General features: G+C 60.4%; 15 protein-coding genes and 3 tRNA genes. 8 read left to right on the top strand and 10 right to left on the bottom strand.

The features are described from left to right. The first annotated feature begins 57 nt into the window (after positions 1 to 57). From PPTH39_RS04010 to PPTH39_RS03990, 5 genes are all read left to right on the top strand, one after another. Positions 58 to 133: transfer RNA gene (locus PPTH39_RS04010), tRNA-Val, on the top strand. 55 nt (positions 134 to 188) lie between these two features. Further along, a tRNA-Asp gene (locus tag PPTH39_RS04005) sits at positions 189 to 265 on the top strand. 102 nt (positions 266 to 367) lie between these two features. Continuing rightward, a tRNA-Asp gene (locus PPTH39_RS04000) sits at positions 368 to 444 on the top strand. 297 nt (positions 445 to 741) lie between these two features. Next, on the top strand, positions 742 to 1,581 hold the full coding sequence (locus PPTH39_RS03995; RefSeq protein WP_130871642.1) for a DUF2242 domain-containing protein: 840 nt from the start codon (positions 742 to 744) through the stop codon (positions 1,579 to 1,581). A gap of 38 nt (positions 1,582 to 1,619) precedes the next feature. Then, positions 1,620 to 1,805, top strand: a complete 186-nt coding sequence (locus tag PPTH39_RS03990; protein WP_130871641.1) for a hypothetical protein — start codon at positions 1,620 to 1,622, stop codon at positions 1,803 to 1,805. Between the two features lie 13 nt (positions 1,806 to 1,818). Here the strand turns inward: PPTH39_RS03990 and PPTH39_RS03985 are convergent, their stop codons facing one another. Continuing rightward, positions 1,819 to 2,859: an AraC family transcriptional regulator gene (locus PPTH39_RS03985; protein WP_095000653.1), complete on the bottom strand. Its 1,041-nt coding sequence runs from the start codon at positions 2,857 to 2,859 to the stop codon at positions 1,819 to 1,821. Positions 2,860 to 2,863: 4 nt separating this feature from the next. After that, the gene (locus PPTH39_RS03980) at positions 2,864 to 3,994 is read right to left on the bottom strand and encodes a carbon-nitrogen hydrolase family protein (protein ID WP_095000607.1); all 1,131 of its coding nucleotides are present in this window, start codon (positions 3,992 to 3,994) and stop codon (positions 2,864 to 2,866) included. Between the two features lie 210 nt (positions 3,995 to 4,204). On the opposite strand from PPTH39_RS03980, the gene PPTH39_RS03975 reads away from it, so the two are divergent. Next, positions 4,205 to 6,241 carry an NADPH-dependent 2,4-dienoyl-CoA reductase gene (locus tag PPTH39_RS03975; protein ID WP_095000606.1) on the top strand — a complete coding sequence of 679 codons (2,037 nt, stop codon included), beginning with the start codon at positions 4,205 to 4,207 and terminating at the stop codon, positions 6,239 to 6,241. 122 nt (positions 6,242 to 6,363) lie between these two features. Here PPTH39_RS03975 and PPTH39_RS03970 read toward each other — a convergent pair whose 3' ends face one another. From PPTH39_RS03970 to PPTH39_RS03945, 6 genes are all read right to left on the bottom strand, one after another. After that, positions 6,364 to 7,149, bottom strand: a complete 786-nt coding sequence (locus PPTH39_RS03970; RefSeq protein WP_095032467.1) for an amino acid ABC transporter ATP-binding protein — start codon at positions 7,147 to 7,149, stop codon at positions 6,364 to 6,366. A 16-nt stretch (positions 7,150 to 7,165) separates the two neighbouring features. Next, a complete protein-coding gene (locus PPTH39_RS03965; RefSeq protein WP_130871640.1) occupies positions 7,166 to 8,407 on the bottom strand; it encodes an FAD-dependent oxidoreductase in 1,242 nt (413 codons plus the stop codon). Positions 8,408 to 8,456: 49 nt separating this feature from the next. Continuing rightward, a complete protein-coding gene (locus PPTH39_RS03960) occupies positions 8,457 to 9,167 on the bottom strand; it encodes an ABC transporter permease (RefSeq protein ID WP_016780525.1) in 711 nt (236 codons plus the stop codon). Beyond that, on the bottom strand, positions 9,164 to 9,883 hold the full coding sequence (locus PPTH39_RS03955) for an ABC transporter permease (RefSeq protein WP_095019762.1): 720 nt from the start codon (positions 9,881 to 9,883) through the stop codon (positions 9,164 to 9,166). Before PPTH39_RS03955 ends, PPTH39_RS03960 begins: the two co-directional genes overlap by 4 nt. Positions 9,884 to 9,987: 104 nt before the next feature. Continuing rightward, positions 9,988 to 10,743: a transporter substrate-binding domain-containing protein gene (locus PPTH39_RS03950; protein ID WP_095000601.1), complete on the bottom strand. Its 756-nt coding sequence runs from the start codon at positions 10,741 to 10,743 to the stop codon at positions 9,988 to 9,990. 13 nt (positions 10,744 to 10,756) lie between these two features. Continuing rightward, on the bottom strand, positions 10,757 to 11,632 hold the full coding sequence (locus tag PPTH39_RS03945; RefSeq protein ID WP_095000600.1) for a MurR/RpiR family transcriptional regulator: 876 nt from the start codon (positions 11,630 to 11,632) through the stop codon (positions 10,757 to 10,759). 132 nt (positions 11,633 to 11,764) lie between these two features. Here PPTH39_RS03945 and PPTH39_RS03940 point away from each other — a divergent pair, with 132 nt between their 5' ends. Continuing rightward, entirely contained in the window at positions 11,765 to 12,775 is a 1,011-nt protein-coding gene (locus PPTH39_RS03940; protein WP_095000599.1) for an Ldh family oxidoreductase, read from the top strand. A gap of 157 nt (positions 12,776 to 12,932) precedes the next feature. On the opposite strand, the gene PPTH39_RS03930 is transcribed toward PPTH39_RS03940, so the two are convergent. Both PPTH39_RS03930 and PPTH39_RS03925 read right to left on the bottom strand, forming a co-directional pair. Then, the gene (locus PPTH39_RS03930) at positions 12,933 to 13,967 is read right to left on the bottom strand and encodes an AraC family transcriptional regulator (protein WP_130871638.1); all 1,035 of its coding nucleotides are present in this window, start codon (positions 13,965 to 13,967) and stop codon (positions 12,933 to 12,935) included. Continuing rightward, entirely contained in the window at positions 13,964 to 14,884 is a 921-nt protein-coding gene (locus tag PPTH39_RS03925; protein ID WP_130871637.1) for a GGDEF domain-containing protein, read from the bottom strand. Before PPTH39_RS03925 ends, PPTH39_RS03930 begins: the two co-directional genes overlap by 4 nt. Before the next feature lie 358 nt (positions 14,885 to 15,242). Between PPTH39_RS03925 and PPTH39_RS03920 the strand changes: the two genes are divergently transcribed. Next, positions 15,243 to 17,777 (top strand): TonB-dependent receptor, encoded by a 2,535-nt coding sequence (locus PPTH39_RS03920; RefSeq protein ID WP_095021029.1) that lies wholly within the window; start codon positions 15,243 to 15,245, stop codon positions 17,775 to 17,777. Positions 17,778 to 17,892: the final 115 nt, after the last annotated feature.

The raw sequence follows: 17,892 nt of genomic DNA, 5'->3' as shown, positions 1-17,892 counted from the left end.
CTTGTCCTTGACTTAGCTTCGATAGGTGCGTAAATTTCGCGGCCTCAACGAAGCAAAGGGTGATTAGCTCAGCTGGGAGAGCATCTGCCTTACAAGCAGAGGGTCGGCGGTTCGATCCCGTCATCACCCACCACTTCTTGAGATTCTCGCAAGAGAAAGGTCGTTCCGAAAGGAGCTGCCACCGACGCGCAGCGGTAGTTCAGTCGGTTAGAATACCGGCCTGTCACGCCGGGGGTCGCGGGTTCGAGTCCCGTCCGCTGCGCCATATTTGTACAAATCAGGTTCGCCTGGTTTGCGATTGAAAAGCACCGAAGCTCTTCAGTCACAGGTTTTAAAAGTTTCAAACGGACGCAAGTCCGAGCGATACGCAGCGGTAGTTCAGTCGGTTAGAATACCGGCCTGTCACGCCGGGGGTCGCGGGTTCGAGTCCCGTCCGCTGCGCCATATTTGCTTCAGGGCCCTTGAACTCCCTGAATCTACATAAAAAGCGACCCCAGGGTCGCTTTTTTTGTGCCCGGGATTTTGTACGGACCCAGCCACTGTGGGAGCGAGCCTGCTCGCGAAGATGCCGGACTTGCCGGATAACCGCGAAGCTCTTGGCGCCTTCGCGAGCAGGCTCGCTCCCACAGTGGGGTCGAATGCGGTTTCAGGCCGCGATCCACGATCAGATGCGACAAACTGCCCGCGATTATCACCACTTGATGCACAATACGCCCCGTACCGTTCTCTTCAGGATTTTCAATGCTTATGTCATTCCCCGTGCGTGCCGTGGTAGTCGCTCTCGTGCTGACTGGCCTGGCAGGTTGCTCGTCGAAGAAAACTGCCATCTATGAACATGAAAACTTCGATGACTCCGGTACGTTCTCGCGCAATTACCCGGTGACCGACAAGACAGCCTGCGAATCAGCGCGGCGCGCCTTGCTTAGCCAGGGCTATATCATCACCAGCAATGACCCGAAAATGATCAGCGGCCACAAGAGCTTCCAGCAAACCGGCGAAAGCCATCTGGAGATCAGCTTCAACATTGTGTGTGCCGACGATGGCGGTTCTGAGCATCACGCCACCATGTTTGCCAATGCGCTGCAGGACCGTTACGCCCTGAAGAAAGTCAACAACTCTGCCAGTCTGGGTGTCGGTGTGCTGGGTTCGGTGTCGATGCCGATTGGTTCAACCGATGATTCGATGGTCAAAGTCGCCAGCGAGACGGTGTCTTCGGCGCAGTTCTATGACCGCTTTTTTGGCCTGGTCGAAGTGTTCCTGCCCAAGCCCAAGGAAGTCGTGAAAGCGGTAAAGGCGCCGCAAAAAGCCAAGCCTGATCTGGGCGTGCCTGAGCCTGCGCCAGTGCCGACTGAAGTGATTGTGCCTGCACCCCAGCCGGTTATTGTGCCCGAGCCAGTTGTGGCGCCTGCCAGCGAGCCTGTGCTGCTGCCCCCGGCCGCAGCCGAACCTGTTCTACCTGTGCTGGAGGCCCCGGTAACGGTACCTGCAGTGGTGGCGCCAGTCACGCCTGTGGTCGAGCCTGTGACCGAGCCTGCCATCACCTCCGTACCTGCCGCCGTAGAGCCTTCCCCCGTTCAATAACTGTGCAGTAAATCTCAAAAGCTCTGCTACGTTTAACGATGAGTATTGACAGTGCCCGCGAAGGTGTCATTTTTCCTTCATGCGGGCACTTTATGCTCAGGCATGACTTAAACAAACAGACTGAAAAGGGATGCTGTATGGACGACTATCAGGAAGAGCTGCTTGAATACCAGGCCTTTGAACTGGACCCGCTGGAACCTGCCGACGATGCGACCGAGCTTTGAGCCCGGTGCAGCATCAGGCAGTCTGGCGCTGACGCCGTCGGTATTCTCCCGGCGTCTGCGCATTCCAGCGCTTGAAGGCCCGCTGAAACGCCTCGGCTGAGGCAAACCCCAACAAATAAGCGATTTCGCCGAAGGCCAGCTCCGTATCACGGATATAGGTCATGGCGAGGTCGCGGCGTGTGTCGTTGAGAATGGCGCGAAATTGCGTGCCTTCTTCGGCCAGCTTGCGGCGCAAGGTCCAGGTCGGCAGCTTGAGGCGTGCCGCCACTTCCTCCAGGTCGGGTTCGCGACCGCCATTGAGCAAAGGCCCCAGCAGTTGCGTAATGCGCTCGCGCAGGCTGCGGGTGCGGGTCATTTGCTCCAGTTCGCGCTCACACAGTTGCAGCAGGTAGGCCCAGGTGCTGGGGCAGTGCTGCGGGTTGCGCAGGTCGAGGGTGGCGTGATTGAGGCGCAGCTGGTTGGTTTCTGCACGAAACTGCAGGGTCGAGCTGCCCAGCCCGTTGTAGCATTGGGCGTAATCCGGTTCGCTGAATTCGATATCGATCTGCTCGCAGCTCAAGGGCCGGGCTGCAACCGCGGACAGGTGCTGCAACCAGCCGGCAATGATCGAGTCCACCACAAAGCGGTTATAGGCGTTGTACGGGCTGATGGAGTAAAACCGCAGCCAGGCACCCTGGGCGTCTTCGTGCAGGCTTGACTGCCCGCGGTAGTTGGAGCCGTACAAGGGTTCGAAACGTATCAGGGTGCGGGCCGCTTCGCGCACTGTGGGTGCCTGGGCTGCAGTGACGCCGGCCAGGCCCACCTGGCCCAGACGGCTGAGTTGGCCCATACGCAGGCCCAGTGCCGGCTCGCCGGTCAGCATAATTGCGGCGTGGCCCAGGCGCATATAGCGCGGGATCGACAGGCGTGCCAGAGGCTGGGCCAGACGGGCTGGGTCAAGGCCGAACTGGTCGAGCAGGGGGGCCGGGTCGTGGCCGCAACTGCGCACGGCGTCGGCCAGGGACTCAACGAACCCGACCGATAGATCGCCCAGGCGCATCGGCAGTGGTTTCATCATTCTATAACCAGAGGTTCAGCAGTCGTGCACCGCTGCCAGGCTGGTCCGGGCTGGTCTGGCCGTTGCGGCTGATAAAGCCCTGGCCGGTGCTGTGCTTGTCCCAGAACTTGCCGCGCAAGAACACGGTGACGCCAGCGTTGGCGGTGCTGATGGGCAGGCTGCTGGTGAAGGTCAGCCGATGCCAGGCATCGCCCTCAGTGACTTCGCCGGGCTTGAGGCTGATTTCACTGGGCGTCGACACGCTTTTGTAACCGCCCCAGGGCTTGTCCCAAGTGGTTTTACCGACGATAAACGCGGGCACTGCGATCAGTTGCGCGCCTTTTTCGTTCAGCGTGCGGTAGTTCTCGGGGTACCAGCTGTCGCTGCCGATCAGGATGCCCAGGCGCCCGGCCGGGGTGTCGACCACATTCAGCTCATGATCGGGGCTGGGCTGGATATAGCTCTGTTCTTCATAGGTGGGCAGCAATTGGCGCTGCGGAGTGCCGATGGCGGCACCCTCGCGGTCAAACACCACGCTGCTGTTGTACAACGCGCCGGTGCCGACCAGCAGTTTGCCGTGTTCAATGCGCGGGTCGGGCAAGGCGATACTGCCGGCCACCAGGGTGACCCCGAACTCTTTGGCCAGGCCGCCAAACAGGGTCTGGTAATCGTCGGCCATGCTGTTGGCTTTCATGCGCAGATGAGCATCGTTGACCCGGCTTTCGCCGTCAGCGCGCAACCATGCATTGGCAAAGGCCAGCGGGTTGCTGATGGCCAGCCAGTGCATCGCTTGATTGAGGTTGGCGGCTTGATACAGCTGGCTTTTTTCACCGCGAAACATCAACCAGGAACCGATATGTTCCGGCAGTACCACTACGGTTTTGCCGTTGACCAGCCCGGCATCGCGGGCGCTGTTCAAGTAGGCCGCCAGTTTCAGATGGACCAGCGCCAGGCTTTGGTAGTCGCGGGGTGACAGGTCGGGCTCGATGCCCAGCAGGTTGCCGCGATCATTATTCACACCCTCGTTAATCGCGAGCTCGATGCGCAAGTCAGAAAGGTAGTGGCCAACATCCCGTTGCGTGGTCCACCAGGCATAACCGCCTGCAGCAGCGAAGAGGGCAATCAGTAAGGTGCAGCCAATTATTTTGCGCATATAAATAAAACAGACAGCTTTCAGCGGAATTCAATCTACAGGGTAGGCGGCGGTTGTTGGCTTGCCAAGGGGTGCTGCGCATTTGGGTTAATAATTTGTAACTTTGGGTCATTGAGTGGGGTCGGTTGAGTCTTTACTGTGCCTCAGATCAACGACGGGAGCCGCAGAGCATCCCGCGTTCCGTGATTTCGCCCGTTGTGGAGCCTACTGATGACCGCCACTCGCTACCCGCACTTGCTCGCCCCGCTGGATCTGGGTTTTACCACTTTGCGCAACCGCAGCCTGATGGGCTCGATGCACACCGGCCTGGAAGAAAAGCCCGGTGGCTTTGAACGCATGGCCGCCTACTTTGCCGAGCGTGCCCGGGGTGGCGTGGGCCTGATCGTCACGGGCGGCATTGCGCCCAACGACGAGGGTGGGGTGTACAGCGGTGCAGCCAAGCTGAGTACGGTGGAAGAGGCCGAAAAGCATGTGGTTGTGACCCGCGCAGTACACGATGCCGGCGGCAAGATCTGCCTGCAGATCCTCCACGCCGGGCGTTATGCCTACAGCCCGCGCCAGGTTGCGCCGAGTGCGATCCAGGCGCCGATCAACCCGTTCAAACCCAGGGAGCTGGATGAAGAGGGCATCGAAAAGCAGATCAGCGACTTCGTGACCTGCGCCAGGCTGGCCCAGAGTGCCGGCTATGACGGTGTCGAAATCATGGGGTCCGAGGGTTACCTGATTAACCAGTTCCTGGCGGCGCACACCAACCAGCGTACTGACCGTTGGGGTGGCAGCTACGAAAACCGCATGCGCCTGCCCGTGGAAATCGTGCGTCGCGTGCGCGAAGCCGTTGGCCCGAATTTCATCATTATCTATCGTCTGTCGATGCTCGATCTGGTGGCAGGCGGCAGCGTCTGGGAAGAGATCGTGCAACTGGCCAAGGCGGTCGAATCGGCCGGTGCGACCCTGATCAACACCGGTATTGGCTGGCATGAAGCACGCATCCCGACCATCGCCACCAAGGTACCCCGTGCGGCTTTCAGCAAAGTCACCGCCAAGCTGCGCGGTTCGGTGAGTGTGCCGCTGATCACCACCAACCGCATCAACACCCCGGAAATCGCCGAGCAGATCCTGGCCGAAGGCGATGCCGATATGGTGTCGATGGCGCGGCCGTTCCTGGCTGATCCGGAGTTCGTCAACAAGGCGGCTGCCGGGCGCAGTGATGAGATCAACACCTGCATCGGCTGCAACCAGGCCTGCCTGGACCACACCTTCGGCGGCAAGCTGACCAGTTGCCTGGTCAATCCCCGAGCCTGCCACGAAACCGAACTCAATTATTTGCCGACCATCGCGGTGAAAAAAATCGCCGTGGTCGGTGCCGGCCCGGCCGGGCTGTCTGCGGCTAGCGTGGCGGCTGAGCGCGGGCATGAAGTGGTGCTGTTTGACGCAGCCAGCGAGATTGGCGGGCAGTTCAATGTGGCCAAGCGCATACCGGGCAAGGAAGAGTTCTTTGAAACCCTGCGTTACTTCAAGCGCAAACTGCAAACCACCGGTGTCGAGGTGTGCCTGAACACCCGGGTGGATGTGCAGCAACTGGTCGAAGGCAAGTTTGACGAAATCATCCTGGCCACCGGCATCGCACCGCGCACGCCGGCGATCCCGGGTATCGACCACCCCAAGGTTCTGAGCTATCTGGACGTGATCCTGGAGCGCAAGCCGGTGGGCGGTAAGGTTGCAGTGATTGGCGCGGGCGGGATTGGTTTTGACGTGTCGGAGTTTCTGGTGCACCAGGGGGTGTCTACCAGCCAGGACCGTGAAGCGTTCTGGAAAGAGTGGGGCATCGACACCGAGCTTGAGGCTCGCGGCGGTGTGGCCGGGATCAAGCCTCAGGTGCATGCCCCGGCGCGTCAGGTGTACTTGCTGCAACGCAAGGCGAGCAAGGTGGGTGACGGGCTGGGCAAGACCACTGGCTGGATCCATCGCGCCGGGCTGAAAAACAAGCAGGTACAGATGCTCAACAGCGTGGAATACCTGAGCATCGACGATGCCGGTTTGCATGTGCGTATTGGCGAGGGCGAGCCGCAGGTATTGCCTGTAGACAATATTGTGATTTGCGCGGGGCAGGATCCGTTGCGTGAGTTGCAGGATGGCCTGGTTGCAGCGGGGCAGAGCGTGCATTTGATCGGCGGTGCCGATGTGGCGGCGGAACTGGATGCCAAGCGTGCGATTGATCAGGGGTCGAGATTGGCGGCGCAGCTGTAAAGCGCCCTCACCCTAACCCTCTCCCGGAGGGAGAGGGGACTGATTTGTGGCGTTGCGATAATCTGCTTTGGCCTTTAGCCCCCTCTCCCTTTGGGAGAGGGTTGGGGTGAGGGGCTTTGCTCTTAATGCACGATCTGGGCTAAAAACGCCTTGGCCCGCGGGCTTTTCGGGGCGTTGAAAAACTCCTCGGGCGGCGAGTCTTCAATCACCATGCCGCCATCCAGGAACAACACCCGCTCCGCCACCTGCCGGGCAAAACCCATTTCATGGGTCACGCACAACATGGTCATGCCACTGCCCGCCAGGTTGACCATCACATCCAGCACTTCGCTGACCATTTCCGGGTCCAGCGCCGAAGTCGGCTCATCGAACAACATGATTTTCGGTTCCATGCACAACGCCCGGGCAATGGCCACACGTTGCTGCTGGCCGCCGGACAACTGGCTCGGGTATTTCTCAGCCTGGCTGGCAATGCCCACCTTGGTCAAAAAATGCTGGGCCAGTTCAATGGCCTTTTTACGCGACAGGCCGCGAACCGACATCGGCGCCAGGATGCAGTTGTCCAGCACGCTCATGTGCGGGAACAGGTTGAAATGCTGGAACACCATACCGATCTCACTGCGCACTTTTGCCGCTTCACGGGTTGGCAGTGCCAGGTCGGTGTCGTTGATCAGGATGCGACCCTGCTCGGCGATTTCCAGGCGGTTGATGCAGCGGATCAGCGTCGACTTGCCAGAGCCGGACGGGCCGCACAGCACAATGCGTTCACCTTCGCGCACCTTCAGGTCGATGCCCTTGAGCACGTGAAAAGCGCTGTAATATTTGTTCAGCCCGGCGATATCCACGACGACCTTGCGGGTGTCAGTGACTGGCGACACAGGATGAACGTAAGCAGGTTGTGCAAGCATGGTGTGTCTCCAGTAATCAGTGAAAACGCTCGGCGCTGTAGGGCGCAGGGTCGGTGAAAGGTTTTTCCCCGGTCATCATTTCGGCCAGCAGACGCCCGCTGACCGGGCCCAGGGTCAGGCCGTGGTGGGCGTGGCCAAAGTTGAACCACAGGCCCTTGTGGCGGCTGCCAGGGCCAATCACCGGGCACATATCCGGCAGGCACGGGCGCCGGCCCAGCCAGGGTTCGGCATCCACACGCTCACCCAGCGGGTACAGGCGTTGGGCGCGCTCCTCGCAGCGGCGCAACTGGATTTCGTTGATCGGGTCATCGCTGTCGGCAAATTCGATCCCGGTGGTCAGGCGAATACCGCCCACCATCGGTGCCAGCACATAACCGCCCACCGAATCCAGAATCGGGTGCTGCATGGTGTGGCCGTCTTTGGCCGCGTAATGCATGTGATAGCCGCGCTTGATTGCCAGGGGAATGCGATAGCCCAGCGGTTCGAAAATCGCCCGTGCTTGCGGGCCGAGGGCAATCACCACTTCGTTGCCGACGATCAGGCCCTTCTGGCTCTCGACCTGCCATTGCCCGGCCGTTGCCCGCAGGTTGGTGGCGTCACCGATGACAAAGGTGCCTCCACGCTTTACAAACAATTCGGCATAACCACGGGTCAGGCCGCCCGGGTCACTGACGGTCTTGGGATCGAGCCAGTGAATGCCTCCGATCACATCGTTATGCAGGCCCGGCTCCAGGGCGTGCACCTGCTGTTCGCCCAGTACCCGGTAGTTGAGCCTGTAGTCGCTCAAGGCCGCCGCATCGCGTTGGGCCTTGTCGAAGTCGGCCTGGGTGCGATAGACCTCGATCCAGCCGCTGTCATCGATCAGCGCAGTCACCCCGGCGGGCTCGGCCAGCAAGTCGTGTTCGCTGACGCATTGTTCAATCAGCGGCAGCATGGCCCGGGTGGCCCTGGCCAGCGCCTTGGGAGCGGATTGCTGCCAGTACTTCAACAGCCACGGCCCGGCCTTGGGCAGGTGCTTGAGGCTGTAGCGCACGTCCGATTGCTGGTTGAGGCCATAGCGCAACAGGCGCGAAAGTTCCCGCGGGAACGAATAGGGGATCACGCTGGCGCGCTCGATCAGCCCGGCATTGCCGTGGCTGGTGCCGCTGCCTGGCTGGGCGCGGTCAAGCAGCACGACGCTGCGCCCACGAGCCTGGAGTTGCAACGCGGTACTGACGCCGACAATGCCGGCGCCCAGAACGATAGTGTCGCAGTGCATAAACAAATCCTTAAAACAGGGGGCCGTGTGCGCAGCCCGGGCAATGGGCTTACTGCAAATGGCGGCCGAGGCGGCCTTCGATCAGTTTCAGGCTGCGCCGCACCACTTCCACGATCAGCAGATACAGCACGGCGGCCCACAGGTAGACCTGAAAGTCGAAACTGCGCGAAAACGCCATCTTGGTCACGCCCATCAGGTCGTAAATGGTTACCAGCGAGGCAATCGCACTGGCCTTGATCATCAGGATCAGTTCATTGCCCAGCGGGCCGATGGCCACCAGCAACGATTGCGGCAGAATGATCTTGCGGAAGGCGGTCCAGCGCGACAGGTTCAGCGCTTTGCAGGCCTCACGCTGGCCCTGGGCCACGGAGAGGATACTGCCGCGCAGGATCTCGGCCTGGTACGCCGCCGTGTTGAGGGTGAAAGCCAGCAGGGTGCAGAACCACGCATCGCGGAAAAACCACCACAGGCCCACGTCCTGCCAGAAGCCCTTGAACGAGCCGAGGCCGTAGTACAGCAAAAACAGTTGCGCCAGCAGCGGTGAGCCGCGGAAAAAGTACACGTAGGCACCGGTAAAACTGCGCAAGAAGCGGTTACTCGACAAACGCCCCAGGGCGATCAGCAAACCGAGCAAAGCCCCCAGGGTAAAGGAAATCGCTACCAGTTTGCCGGTGACCAGCAGCCCGTCGATAAACCGCGGGCCGTAGCGTTCCAGCAGGTCGGGGTTGAGAAACATGTTTTGCAGATCCGCCAGACTCATGGCTGCGCGCTCCGTTGATGGCGGCTGAAGTAGCGTTCAAGGAAGGCGAACAGACGCCCGGAAATCGCCGAGAAAAACAGATAGCCCAGGCAGGCGACGGTGTAGAACAGCATCGGCTCTTTGGTCACGCTGACCGCCAGGTTGGTCTGGCGCATCAGGTCCACCAGGGAAATGGTCGACACCAGCGAGGTGTCCTTGAGCAGCGACAGCCAGTTGTTCGAGAGCCCCGGCAGGGCGATGCGTGCCAGTTGTGGCAGTACCACCTTACGAAAGGTGGTGAATTTGCTCAGGCCCAGTGCCGAGGCCGCTTCGAACTGGCCCTTGGGAATGGTTTTAAACGCACCCAGCCAGATCTCGCTCGAGAAGGCGGCAAATACCAGGCTGAAAGCCACCATCGCAGCGACGAAGGTATTGATCGTCACCTGCGCGTCGTAGCCCATCATGGCGAGCAGCTTTTGTGCGGCGATCTGGCAGCCGTAATAAATGATCAGCAGGGTCAGCAGTTCCGGCAAACCGCGAAATACCGTGGAAAAGGTCGTCGCCCACGCCCGCAGCCAACGGTTTTTCGAGCGTGCCGCCACCGCCACGACCAGGCCCAGGGGCAAGCCGATAGGCAGGCAGCTCAAGGCCAGGGCAATGGTCACCAGCGCGCCGGCGAGCAACGCCGAGCCCCAGCCGCCACTGGCAAAAGAAAGAAGTGAGAGTTGATCGAGCATGCTCGAATCCCCGGGCAAAAGTGGGCCGAAATTCAGCCACTGCGCACGTTATGTGCGCAGGGCAGGGTCATTGGCAGGGAGGCCCTCAAGCGAGGGCAGGCGACTCAGTAAATGTCGAAGTCGAAGTACTTGCTGCTGATCTTTTTATAGGTGCCGTCAGCCACGATTTCGTCCAGCGCCTTGTTGAAACGCTCGCGCAGCACGGTATCGCTCTGGCGTACGGCAATGGCGGCGTCGGCATTGGTGCCGTTGACGTCACCGATGATTTTGCAGCAGTCGTCGCTGGCCTTGTTGATCCATTCCAGCAGCGGGAATTTGTCGGCAATCACCGCATCGACACGACCGTTTTTCAACTCGGCGTTGGCCTCGTCCAGGGTCGGGTACAGGTTGAGCTTGGCGCCGGCTTTTTCGTAGTGGTCTTCGGCGTAGATGCCCTGGGTTGCAGCGCCCTGGGCACCGATGGTGCGGCCCTTGAAGTCGATCTGGGCATCGGTGATATCAGAGTCTTTAGGCACGGCGATCGACAGAGGGGTGCGGTAGTAGTGATTGGTAAACGCGATCTTCTTTTTGCGTTCATCGGTCACGATCATCGACGCGACGATGGCGTCGTATTTTTTCGCCATCAGCCCCGGGATAATACCGTCCCAGTCCTGGGCAACGATCTTGCATTGCGCGTTCATGCGCTCGCACAGGGCATTGGTGATGTCGACGTCAAAGCCGGACACCGTGCCGTCCGAGTTGGTGGTGTTGAAGGGAGGGTAGGCGCCTTCGGTGGCGATAGTCAGCGTGTCGGCCTGAGCGTTGGCTGCAACGGCGGCCACCAGTGCGCATGCACTTGCAAAGCGAATGACGTATTTCATCTAGCACCTCGTTTTATTGTTTTGATCCGGGTGAGGATGTGTAGCCCACGAACTCATTGTGTAAGGCCGCGGTTGCCTCAAGACGCTTTTCAACGTCAGGCCCCAGTTGTTTGCACACTTCATTGATCAGCAAATGCACCAGCGACAGCATGGCCGCGGTGGACTCCCAGAACAGGTTGAACTCGGTGGGCACGCGAAACACTTCATTGGCGCTCTGGTCGGCCCAGTCGCAGAAGGTATCGGTGACCAGCGTGACCTCGATGCCGGCCTCGCGTGCCTTGCGGCACAACAACTGGGCGTGGCGCGAGTAGCGACGGGCTTCAAACACCACCAGGGCGCAGTCTGCGGGCGGGCACAGCAGTACATCGGCGTAATGCCCGGCGGCGCCGTCGACCAGCTGCACGCCATCGCGCAGGTATTGCAGTAAATGCACCATCGAGGCGGCGATTCCGCGCTCGGTCTGGAAGCCTGCGACAAACACCTTGCGCCGCGTGGCCAGGCGCTGGCTGACGGCACGCCACTGCGGGGTGAGGCTGTATTCGTAGACCTTGACCAGCGCCCCGACTTCCAGCTCGAAGCTGCGCGGCAAGGCCTGCGGGCTCTGGCTCGACTGCTGGCGGAATTCTTGCAAGCGATCACCGACCAGCCACGGGCCATCGCCCAGGTCGTCCTTGAGATCGTTTTTCAAATCCTTGAAATGGCTATAGCCCAGGGCACGGCAAAAGCGCCCCACACTGGACTCGCTGACCCCCAATTTGCTGGCGATATCGGCGGCGGTCTGAAAGGGCAGCTCGTAGAGATTGGCCAGCATGTAGCTGGCAATCGCCCGGCCCGAGGGGGCGGCGGTTGACAGACTGCTTTCAAGGCGTTGTTTAATCGGCTGGCTCACGACTGCTTCCTGTTTTTATTTCAGCGCGTTGCAGAAAGTGAATGTTTTCTGTCATTAAGTCAACAATTGACAGAGAACTGTCATAGAAGGATAGTTTGCCTCAGACAAAAATAATCAGACTGGAGCCCCAGAATGTCATCCACGCAGTCGCTTTCCCTCGCCGAATTGACCGCCTTGCTGCAACGGATTTTTGAGCGTCATGGCACCTCGCCGGAGGTTGCCGGGGTACTGGCGGACAACTGCGCCCGGGCGCAGCGCGATGGTTCCTATAGCCATGGGGTGTTCCGCATTCCGGGTTATCTGTCATCACTGGCCAGCAACTGGGTCAATGGCCAGGCGGTGCCGGTTGTAGAAGACGTTGCCAGCGGGTTTATCCGCGTGGATGCGGCGGGGGGCTTTGCCCAGCCTGCATTGGCGGCCGCCCGCGAGTTGCTGGTGGCAAAAGCCCGCAGTGCCGGGATTGCGGTGCTGGCGATTCGTAACTCCCATCACTTCGCCGCACTTTGGCCGGATGTCGAGCCGTTTGCCGAAGAAGGCCTGGTGGCCTTGAGCGTGGTCAACAGCATGACCTGCGTAGTGCCTCACGGTGCACAAAAACCGTTGTTTGGCACCAACCCGATTGCCTTTGCCGCACCCTGTGCGGATGGCAATCCGATCGTATTCGACCTGGCCACCAGTGCGATTGCCCACGGCGACGTGCAAATTGCCGCTCGTAAAGGCCACTCGTTGCCTGCTGGCATGGGCGTAGACAAGCAGGGTGAGCCCACTGAAGACCCGAAAGCCATCCTCGACGGCGGCGCCTTGCTGCCCTTTGGCGGGCACAAGGGCTCGGCGCTGTCGATGATGGTCGAGTTGCTGGCGGCGGCGCTGACGGGGGGCAATTTCTCGTTTGAGTTTGACTGGTCGAAACACCCGGGTGCACAAACCCCGTGGACCGGCCAATTGCTGATCGTGATCGACCCGAGCAAATCTGGCGGCAACAGCTTTGCCCAGCGCAGCGCAGAACTGGTTCGGCAGATGCATGCAGTAGGGCTTGAGCGCATGCCGGGTGACCGGCGCTTTATCGAGCGGGCCAAATCGTTGAGCGAAGGCATCCCGCTGGGGGCTGAAGAGCTGGCGAAGTTGCGTGAATTGGCGGGGTAACTGCGCCAAGGATCCGTTTGGTAAACGCCGCTAAACCTGTGGGAGCGGGCTTGCTCGCGATAGCATCACCGCGGTTTGCCAGATAACCGGCGTGGCCTGCATCGCGAGCAAGCCCGCTCCCACAATCCACCTGCGCGCATCAGGTTTGGGGAGTGGTTTACAACGCCAGAAACTGCCGTATCAGATTGGGCGTACACCCCGTCCAGCGTTTCAGGGCGCGGCGAAAGTTCGCCGGGTCGTTGAAGTTCAGGTACTCGGCCACCGCTTCATTGCTCAGCCCCTTGATCTGGTAAAGATACAGCGCCATATGCTTGCGCGCCTGATCCTGCTGGGCCTGAAAGTGGGTGCCGTGCTTGTTCAGCTTGCGCTTGAGGGTGGCCTGGCTCACCGAAAAATGCTGCGCGGCCTGCTCAAGGCCCGGAGCCTCCCGGGCATTGTTGCGCAAGTACACATACAGCCGGTCAAGCAGGCTGGCGCGAAAGCCCAGGCTGTGCAACTGCTCCTGTGCCTGTTGATAGGCCACTTGGCGGGCAATGGCCGAGGCATTCGGCCAGGGCCGGGTCAGGTATTCACGGGGCAGGCGCATCATGTCCAGCTGGCAGCCAAACTGGGTGTTCTCCCCCAGATGTACCCAGTACTGCTCCACATAATGCGGCTCGGCATGGCTGAAACTGCATTCCCACGGCAGGCGCTCGCCACTGAGCCACTGACTCATGGCCATCAGCGCCGTCATACTGGCCTCCAGTACAAAACGCAATTGCTCCTGGGCCCCACAACTGTCGAGCCAGTACACATAGGCGTATTTGTCGTCCAGCAACAGCCGCGGGGTGAGCAAGGGGCTGAGCAGGGCGCGGTGATGGATCAGGGTTTCCAGGGCCTGCTGCAGGTTCTGTGCCTGATGCAAGGCGTGGCTAGCCGGGCCGTAATGTCCCGGCCACAGGCGCTGGCCAAACAGAAAACTGCTGTCATCGGCTTCGAGTAAGCGTTGTGCATTGGCGATCAGGGTAAAACACTGCTGGGGGCTGAGACGCGTGTGCCCGGCGACGATGTCTTCGTAAAACAGCCCGGTACCGCGCAGCAGGCGATGGCTGTCGATATCCCGCGACAACGCCAGATCAATCAGGGTCGCAGGTTGATAGTGCCCGGCAATAAAGCGGCTGTCGGCTTCGTACCAGCGGCTGTCCAGGGTCATGCGCGTTTGCTCCGTGGCGGCTTGGCCCGCACCAGTGTCAGGTTCAGGCGCTTGAGCAGCTCATCGGGCGCTTCGTTGACGGCCATCACCACCGCGGTAGTGGCCGACAGATACACCCGTTCACCCTGTTGGCGGGTTTTGTGGGCCAGGCTCTGCACCGCCTGCTGCAGTTCCAGCGCCAGCAGGCGGGCCTGACTCTCGCCGGTATTGGGCAACAGCACCACAAAACGGTCACCTGCCAGCCTGCAGAGCAGATCGTGGCGACGCAGGTTGAGCAGCAGCAACTGGCTGAGGGCCTGCAACACGGCATCACCTTCGGCGTGGCCGTAATGCTGGTTGATGGACGTGAAATCGTCGATATCCAGCGCCAGCAGTGACAGCGGCTGTTGCTGCTCGACGCTTTGCGCCAGGCAGTCGCTGACCTGGTGCTTGAGGTAACCGGCGCCGCCCAGGGGGGTGAGTTTGTCGAACAGCCGGTGCTCGCGAAATACCCGCTCGCGCTTCTCCATCTGTTGATTGATAGCCTGCTGCTCGCGGTGCCAATGAAACAGGCCGATGGTCAGCAGAATCATGCCGACGGGCATGGGTGCCGACTCCATCCAGTGATCCCAGCCAATATGTTTGGGCAGGCGGATAAACTCGTCGAGCACATCCACCCACCAGGAAAAAAACATAAAGCACAGGCCGTACGCCAGGTAGTTGGTGACCCGCCCGGTGGGCCGGCTTTTAATCACCAGCCCCAGCCAGAACAGCATAAACAGGGCGGTGCCGCCCTCGCCGAAGATATCCAGCCAGTGCCATTCGCTGAAGGCCTTGGGCGTGCCGAATGCCAGGTTGAGCAGTACCGCGGCATTGGCGGCCAGCAGCAGTAAACCAAGCTTGTAGCGATGGTGTTTAAGGACGTTTAACCAAGTCATCACAGTTCTACCCAAACCTATTGCCGGTCAGCAGAGCAGAGCGGTGTGACAACTGTATGACGGGGCTTGCGGGTCGAATCAGCTCAGGTGTGTGGTGAAAAAAAAGTTAAACGCAAGCTCGTGGTTGCCCCCGATTTCGTAGCAGCAGCCTCGTTCCTTCGGCAGCTGCTACGGGGGGCGATCCTTTCGTAATCAGGTCAAATCAGCTCATTTACCCCTTTCTCACTGCTTGAAACCTTTTGTTTCGGGCGTTTCGCCGAACACTGTCACAGCGCTGTCATCCGCCGACCCTAGCTTTCGCTCCCAAGTTGTCGGGCCATTTGCCCGGCCTGACGTGCGATTTTGGGGGAGCACCAACATGTACAAGTGTCGCAGCAAGGCGCAGTGGGTCGGCTTTACGGTCAGTGCATTGGCCCTGGCAATCGCCAGCGAACGTTTGAGCGCCGCCGAGACATCGGCCATCGGTGCCACTGAACACGTCGAAGTAGTCGGTCAGGCCGTCAGCCTGGACAAGGCACTCAAGCAACAACGCAACTCGGACACCATCGAAAGCGTGGTGCATGCCGATGGCGTGGCGCAGTTGCCCGACGCCAACGTGGCCGAGGCGGTACAGCGCCTGCCCGGTATCAGCATTGAGCGCGATCAGGGCGAAGGCCGCTTTGTCAGCGTGCGCGGCCTGGGCCCGGACCTCAATAGCGTGACCATCAACGGCACCCTGGTGCCTTCCCCGGAAAGCGCCCGCCGCGCCGTGGCCCTGGACGTCTTGCCCTCGGAGCTGGTGCAGTCGCTGTCGGTGATCAAGACCCTGACCCCGGACATGGACGCCAACTCCCTGGGTGGCACGGTAGACGTACAAAGCCTCTCGGCCTTCGACCATGACGGCCTGTTTTTCACCGGCAGCACCGAGGCCGGATACAACAAGAACAGCCACAAGACCAGCCCCAAGGTGTCGGGCGCCATCAGCGACCGTTTCAGCCTGGGTGACGGTGTCGACAACTTCGGTGTGGCCGCAGCCCTGAGCTGGAACAAGCGCGACTTTCGCTCCGACAACGTCGAAACCGGCGGCGACTGGGATTTCACCGATGGCGCCCGTCTGAACAGCTTTGAACAGCGTGTTTACGAGATCAGCCGCGAGCGTGCCGGTGGCGGCCTCAACTTTGATTACAAGCCCGACGACGACACCAGTCTGTACCTGCGCACCCTGTACAGCCGCTTTGAGGACAACGAAACCCGCAACTCCACCGCCTTTGAATTCTCCGACCCCCAGGCCGAAGACGAGGTGGGTAAAACCAAGACCAAGCGCAAGCTCAAGCAGCGCGAGGAAACCCAGGAAATCCAGTCCTACGTATTCGGCGGCGAACGCACCATGGGCCTGTGGACCCTCAGCGGACAGGCCGGTTACAGCGAGTCCAGCGAAGACAACCCGGGAGGCATCGCCGGCGCAACGTTCAAGGGCAGCTCGAGCATTGGCAACGGCGGTTTCTACGACACCGAAAAACCGCGGCCGATCATCGGCGCTGGCTTTTATGACCCGACCAACTTCAGCCTCGACAAGGTGGACTGGCAAGAACAGCACACCAAGGACACCGAGAAAAATATCCGCCTGGACCTGGCCCGCGATTACGACGTGCAGGGCTACGCCTCCCAGGTCAAGTTCGGCGGCAAGGTCAGCCGGCGCAACAAGGACAACGACCTCAATGCCTGGACCTACAAGGACTTCTCCGACCTGGGCTTCAGCGACGAGCAACTGAGCCTCAATGCGTTCAACAAGGGCAACCTGCACTACAACCTTGGCCAGTACGGCCCGGGCATCAGCGGCGGGGCGATCAAGGACCTGATCGGCGGCCTCAACCGCGACGACTTCTACAACGAGCAGGACTCGCGGGCCAATGACTTCAAGATGCGCGAAGACATCAATGCTGCGTATCTGATGAATACCCTGGATATCGATGATTGGCGCTTTATCGCCGGCATGCGCTACGAGGGCACCGAGTTCGAGGCCAAGGGTACGGGCGTGCGCGATGGCGTCTTTGCAGACCAAAACACCCAGCGCGATTACCACCACTGGCTGCCGGGCCTGCATGCGCGCTATCAGTTGGCGAAAAACACCCAGGTGCGGGCGGCCTGGACCAACACCGTCGTGCGCCCGACCTTTGGCCAGCTAGCCCCGGGCTTTGTTATCGAAGATGACAAAGCCGAGTTCGGCAACCCCAACCTCAAGCCGCTGGAATCGAGCAACTTCGACCTTGGCATCGAGCACTTTATGGGGCAGGCGGGCACGGTGTCGGCGTTCCTCTTCTACAAAGACATTAAAAACTTCGTCTACAACAACGACCTGGCGGGCAGCGGCGAGTGGGTCGACTTCACCGAAGCCCACAGCTATGCCAACGGCGACAGCGCCAAGCTCTATGGCCTGGAACTGGCCTACTCGCAGAAGTTCGACTGGCTGCCGTCACCCTGGAACGGTTTGATCCTGGGCGCCAACAGCACGTTCAGCCGCTCCAATGCCAGTATCAAGGGCGTTGACGCAGCGACCGGAGCCAGCCTCAAGCGCGATATCGATTTGCCCAACCAGTCCAAGACCGTCGGCAACCTGATGCTCGGCTGGGAAGACGACAAGCTGAGCCTGCGCCTGTCGGCCAACTACAAGTCGGACTACCTCTACGAACTGGCCGGGGTCAACGACAAGGCCCATGACACCTATGTCAATGCCCAGACCTTTGTCGACTTCAGTGCCCGCTACTCGCTGACCAAGAACCTGCAAGTCAAGTTCGACGCCCAGAACCTTACGGACCAGCCGTACTTCACGTACAGCGGCAACAGCCGCTTCAACAACCAGTACGAAGAATACGGCCCGACCTACTCACTGGGCCTGACCTACACCCATTTTTAAGGCTTCGATGTCCCCCCTTGTGGGAGCGAGCCTGCTCGCGAAGGCCGTAAGTGATGTTGAGACCTTCGCGAGCAGGCTCGCTCCCACTGAAGCGCCTTTGTTTTTTTGAACAGAA

The sequence above is a fragment of the Pseudomonas bubulae genome, assembly GCF_900618535.1.
In the GTDB taxonomy this organism is placed as follows: Bacteria; Pseudomonadota; Gammaproteobacteria; order Pseudomonadales; family Pseudomonadaceae; genus Aquipseudomonas; species Aquipseudomonas bubulae.
This window is presented reverse-complemented; position numbering and strand designations above follow the sequence as displayed.

Coding starts and splice junctions, on each gene's coding strand:
- PPTH39_RS03995 (WP_130871642.1), top strand. CDS start 742: ATGCTTATGTCATTCCCCGTGCGTGCCGTGGTAGTCGCTCTCGTGCTG.
- PPTH39_RS03990 (WP_130871641.1), top strand. CDS start 1,620: ATGAGTATTGACAGTGCCCGCGAAGGTGTCATTTTTCCTTCATGCGGG.
- PPTH39_RS03985 (WP_095000653.1), bottom strand. CDS start 2,859: ATGAAACCACTGCCGATGCGCCTGGGCGATCTATCGGTCGGGTTCGTT.
- PPTH39_RS03980 (WP_095000607.1), bottom strand. CDS start 3,994: ATGCGCAAAATAATTGGCTGCACCTTACTGATTGCCCTCTTCGCTGCT.
- PPTH39_RS03975 (WP_095000606.1), top strand. CDS start 4,205: ATGACCGCCACTCGCTACCCGCACTTGCTCGCCCCGCTGGATCTGGGT.
- PPTH39_RS03970 (WP_095032467.1), bottom strand. CDS start 7,149: ATGCTTGCACAACCTGCTTACGTTCATCCTGTGTCGCCAGTCACTGAC.
- PPTH39_RS03965 (WP_130871640.1), bottom strand. CDS start 8,407: ATGCACTGCGACACTATCGTTCTGGGCGCCGGCATTGTCGGCGTCAGT.
- PPTH39_RS03960 (WP_016780525.1), bottom strand. CDS start 9,167: ATGAGTCTGGCGGATCTGCAAAACATGTTTCTCAACCCCGACCTGCTG.
- PPTH39_RS03955 (WP_095019762.1), bottom strand. CDS start 9,883: ATGCTCGATCAACTCTCACTTCTTTCTTTTGCCAGTGGCGGCTGGGGC.
- PPTH39_RS03950 (WP_095000601.1), bottom strand. CDS start 10,743: ATGAAATACGTCATTCGCTTTGCAAGTGCATGCGCACTGGTGGCCGCC.
- PPTH39_RS03940 (WP_095000599.1), top strand. CDS start 11,765: ATGTCATCCACGCAGTCGCTTTCCCTCGCCGAATTGACCGCCTTGCTG.
- PPTH39_RS03930 (WP_130871638.1), bottom strand. CDS start 13,967: ATGACCCTGGACAGCCGCTGGTACGAAGCCGACAGCCGCTTTATTGCC.
- PPTH39_RS03925 (WP_130871637.1), bottom strand. CDS start 14,884: ATGACTTGGTTAAACGTCCTTAAACACCATCGCTACAAGCTTGGTTTA.
- PPTH39_RS03920 (WP_095021029.1), top strand. CDS start 15,243: ATGTACAAGTGTCGCAGCAAGGCGCAGTGGGTCGGCTTTACGGTCAGT.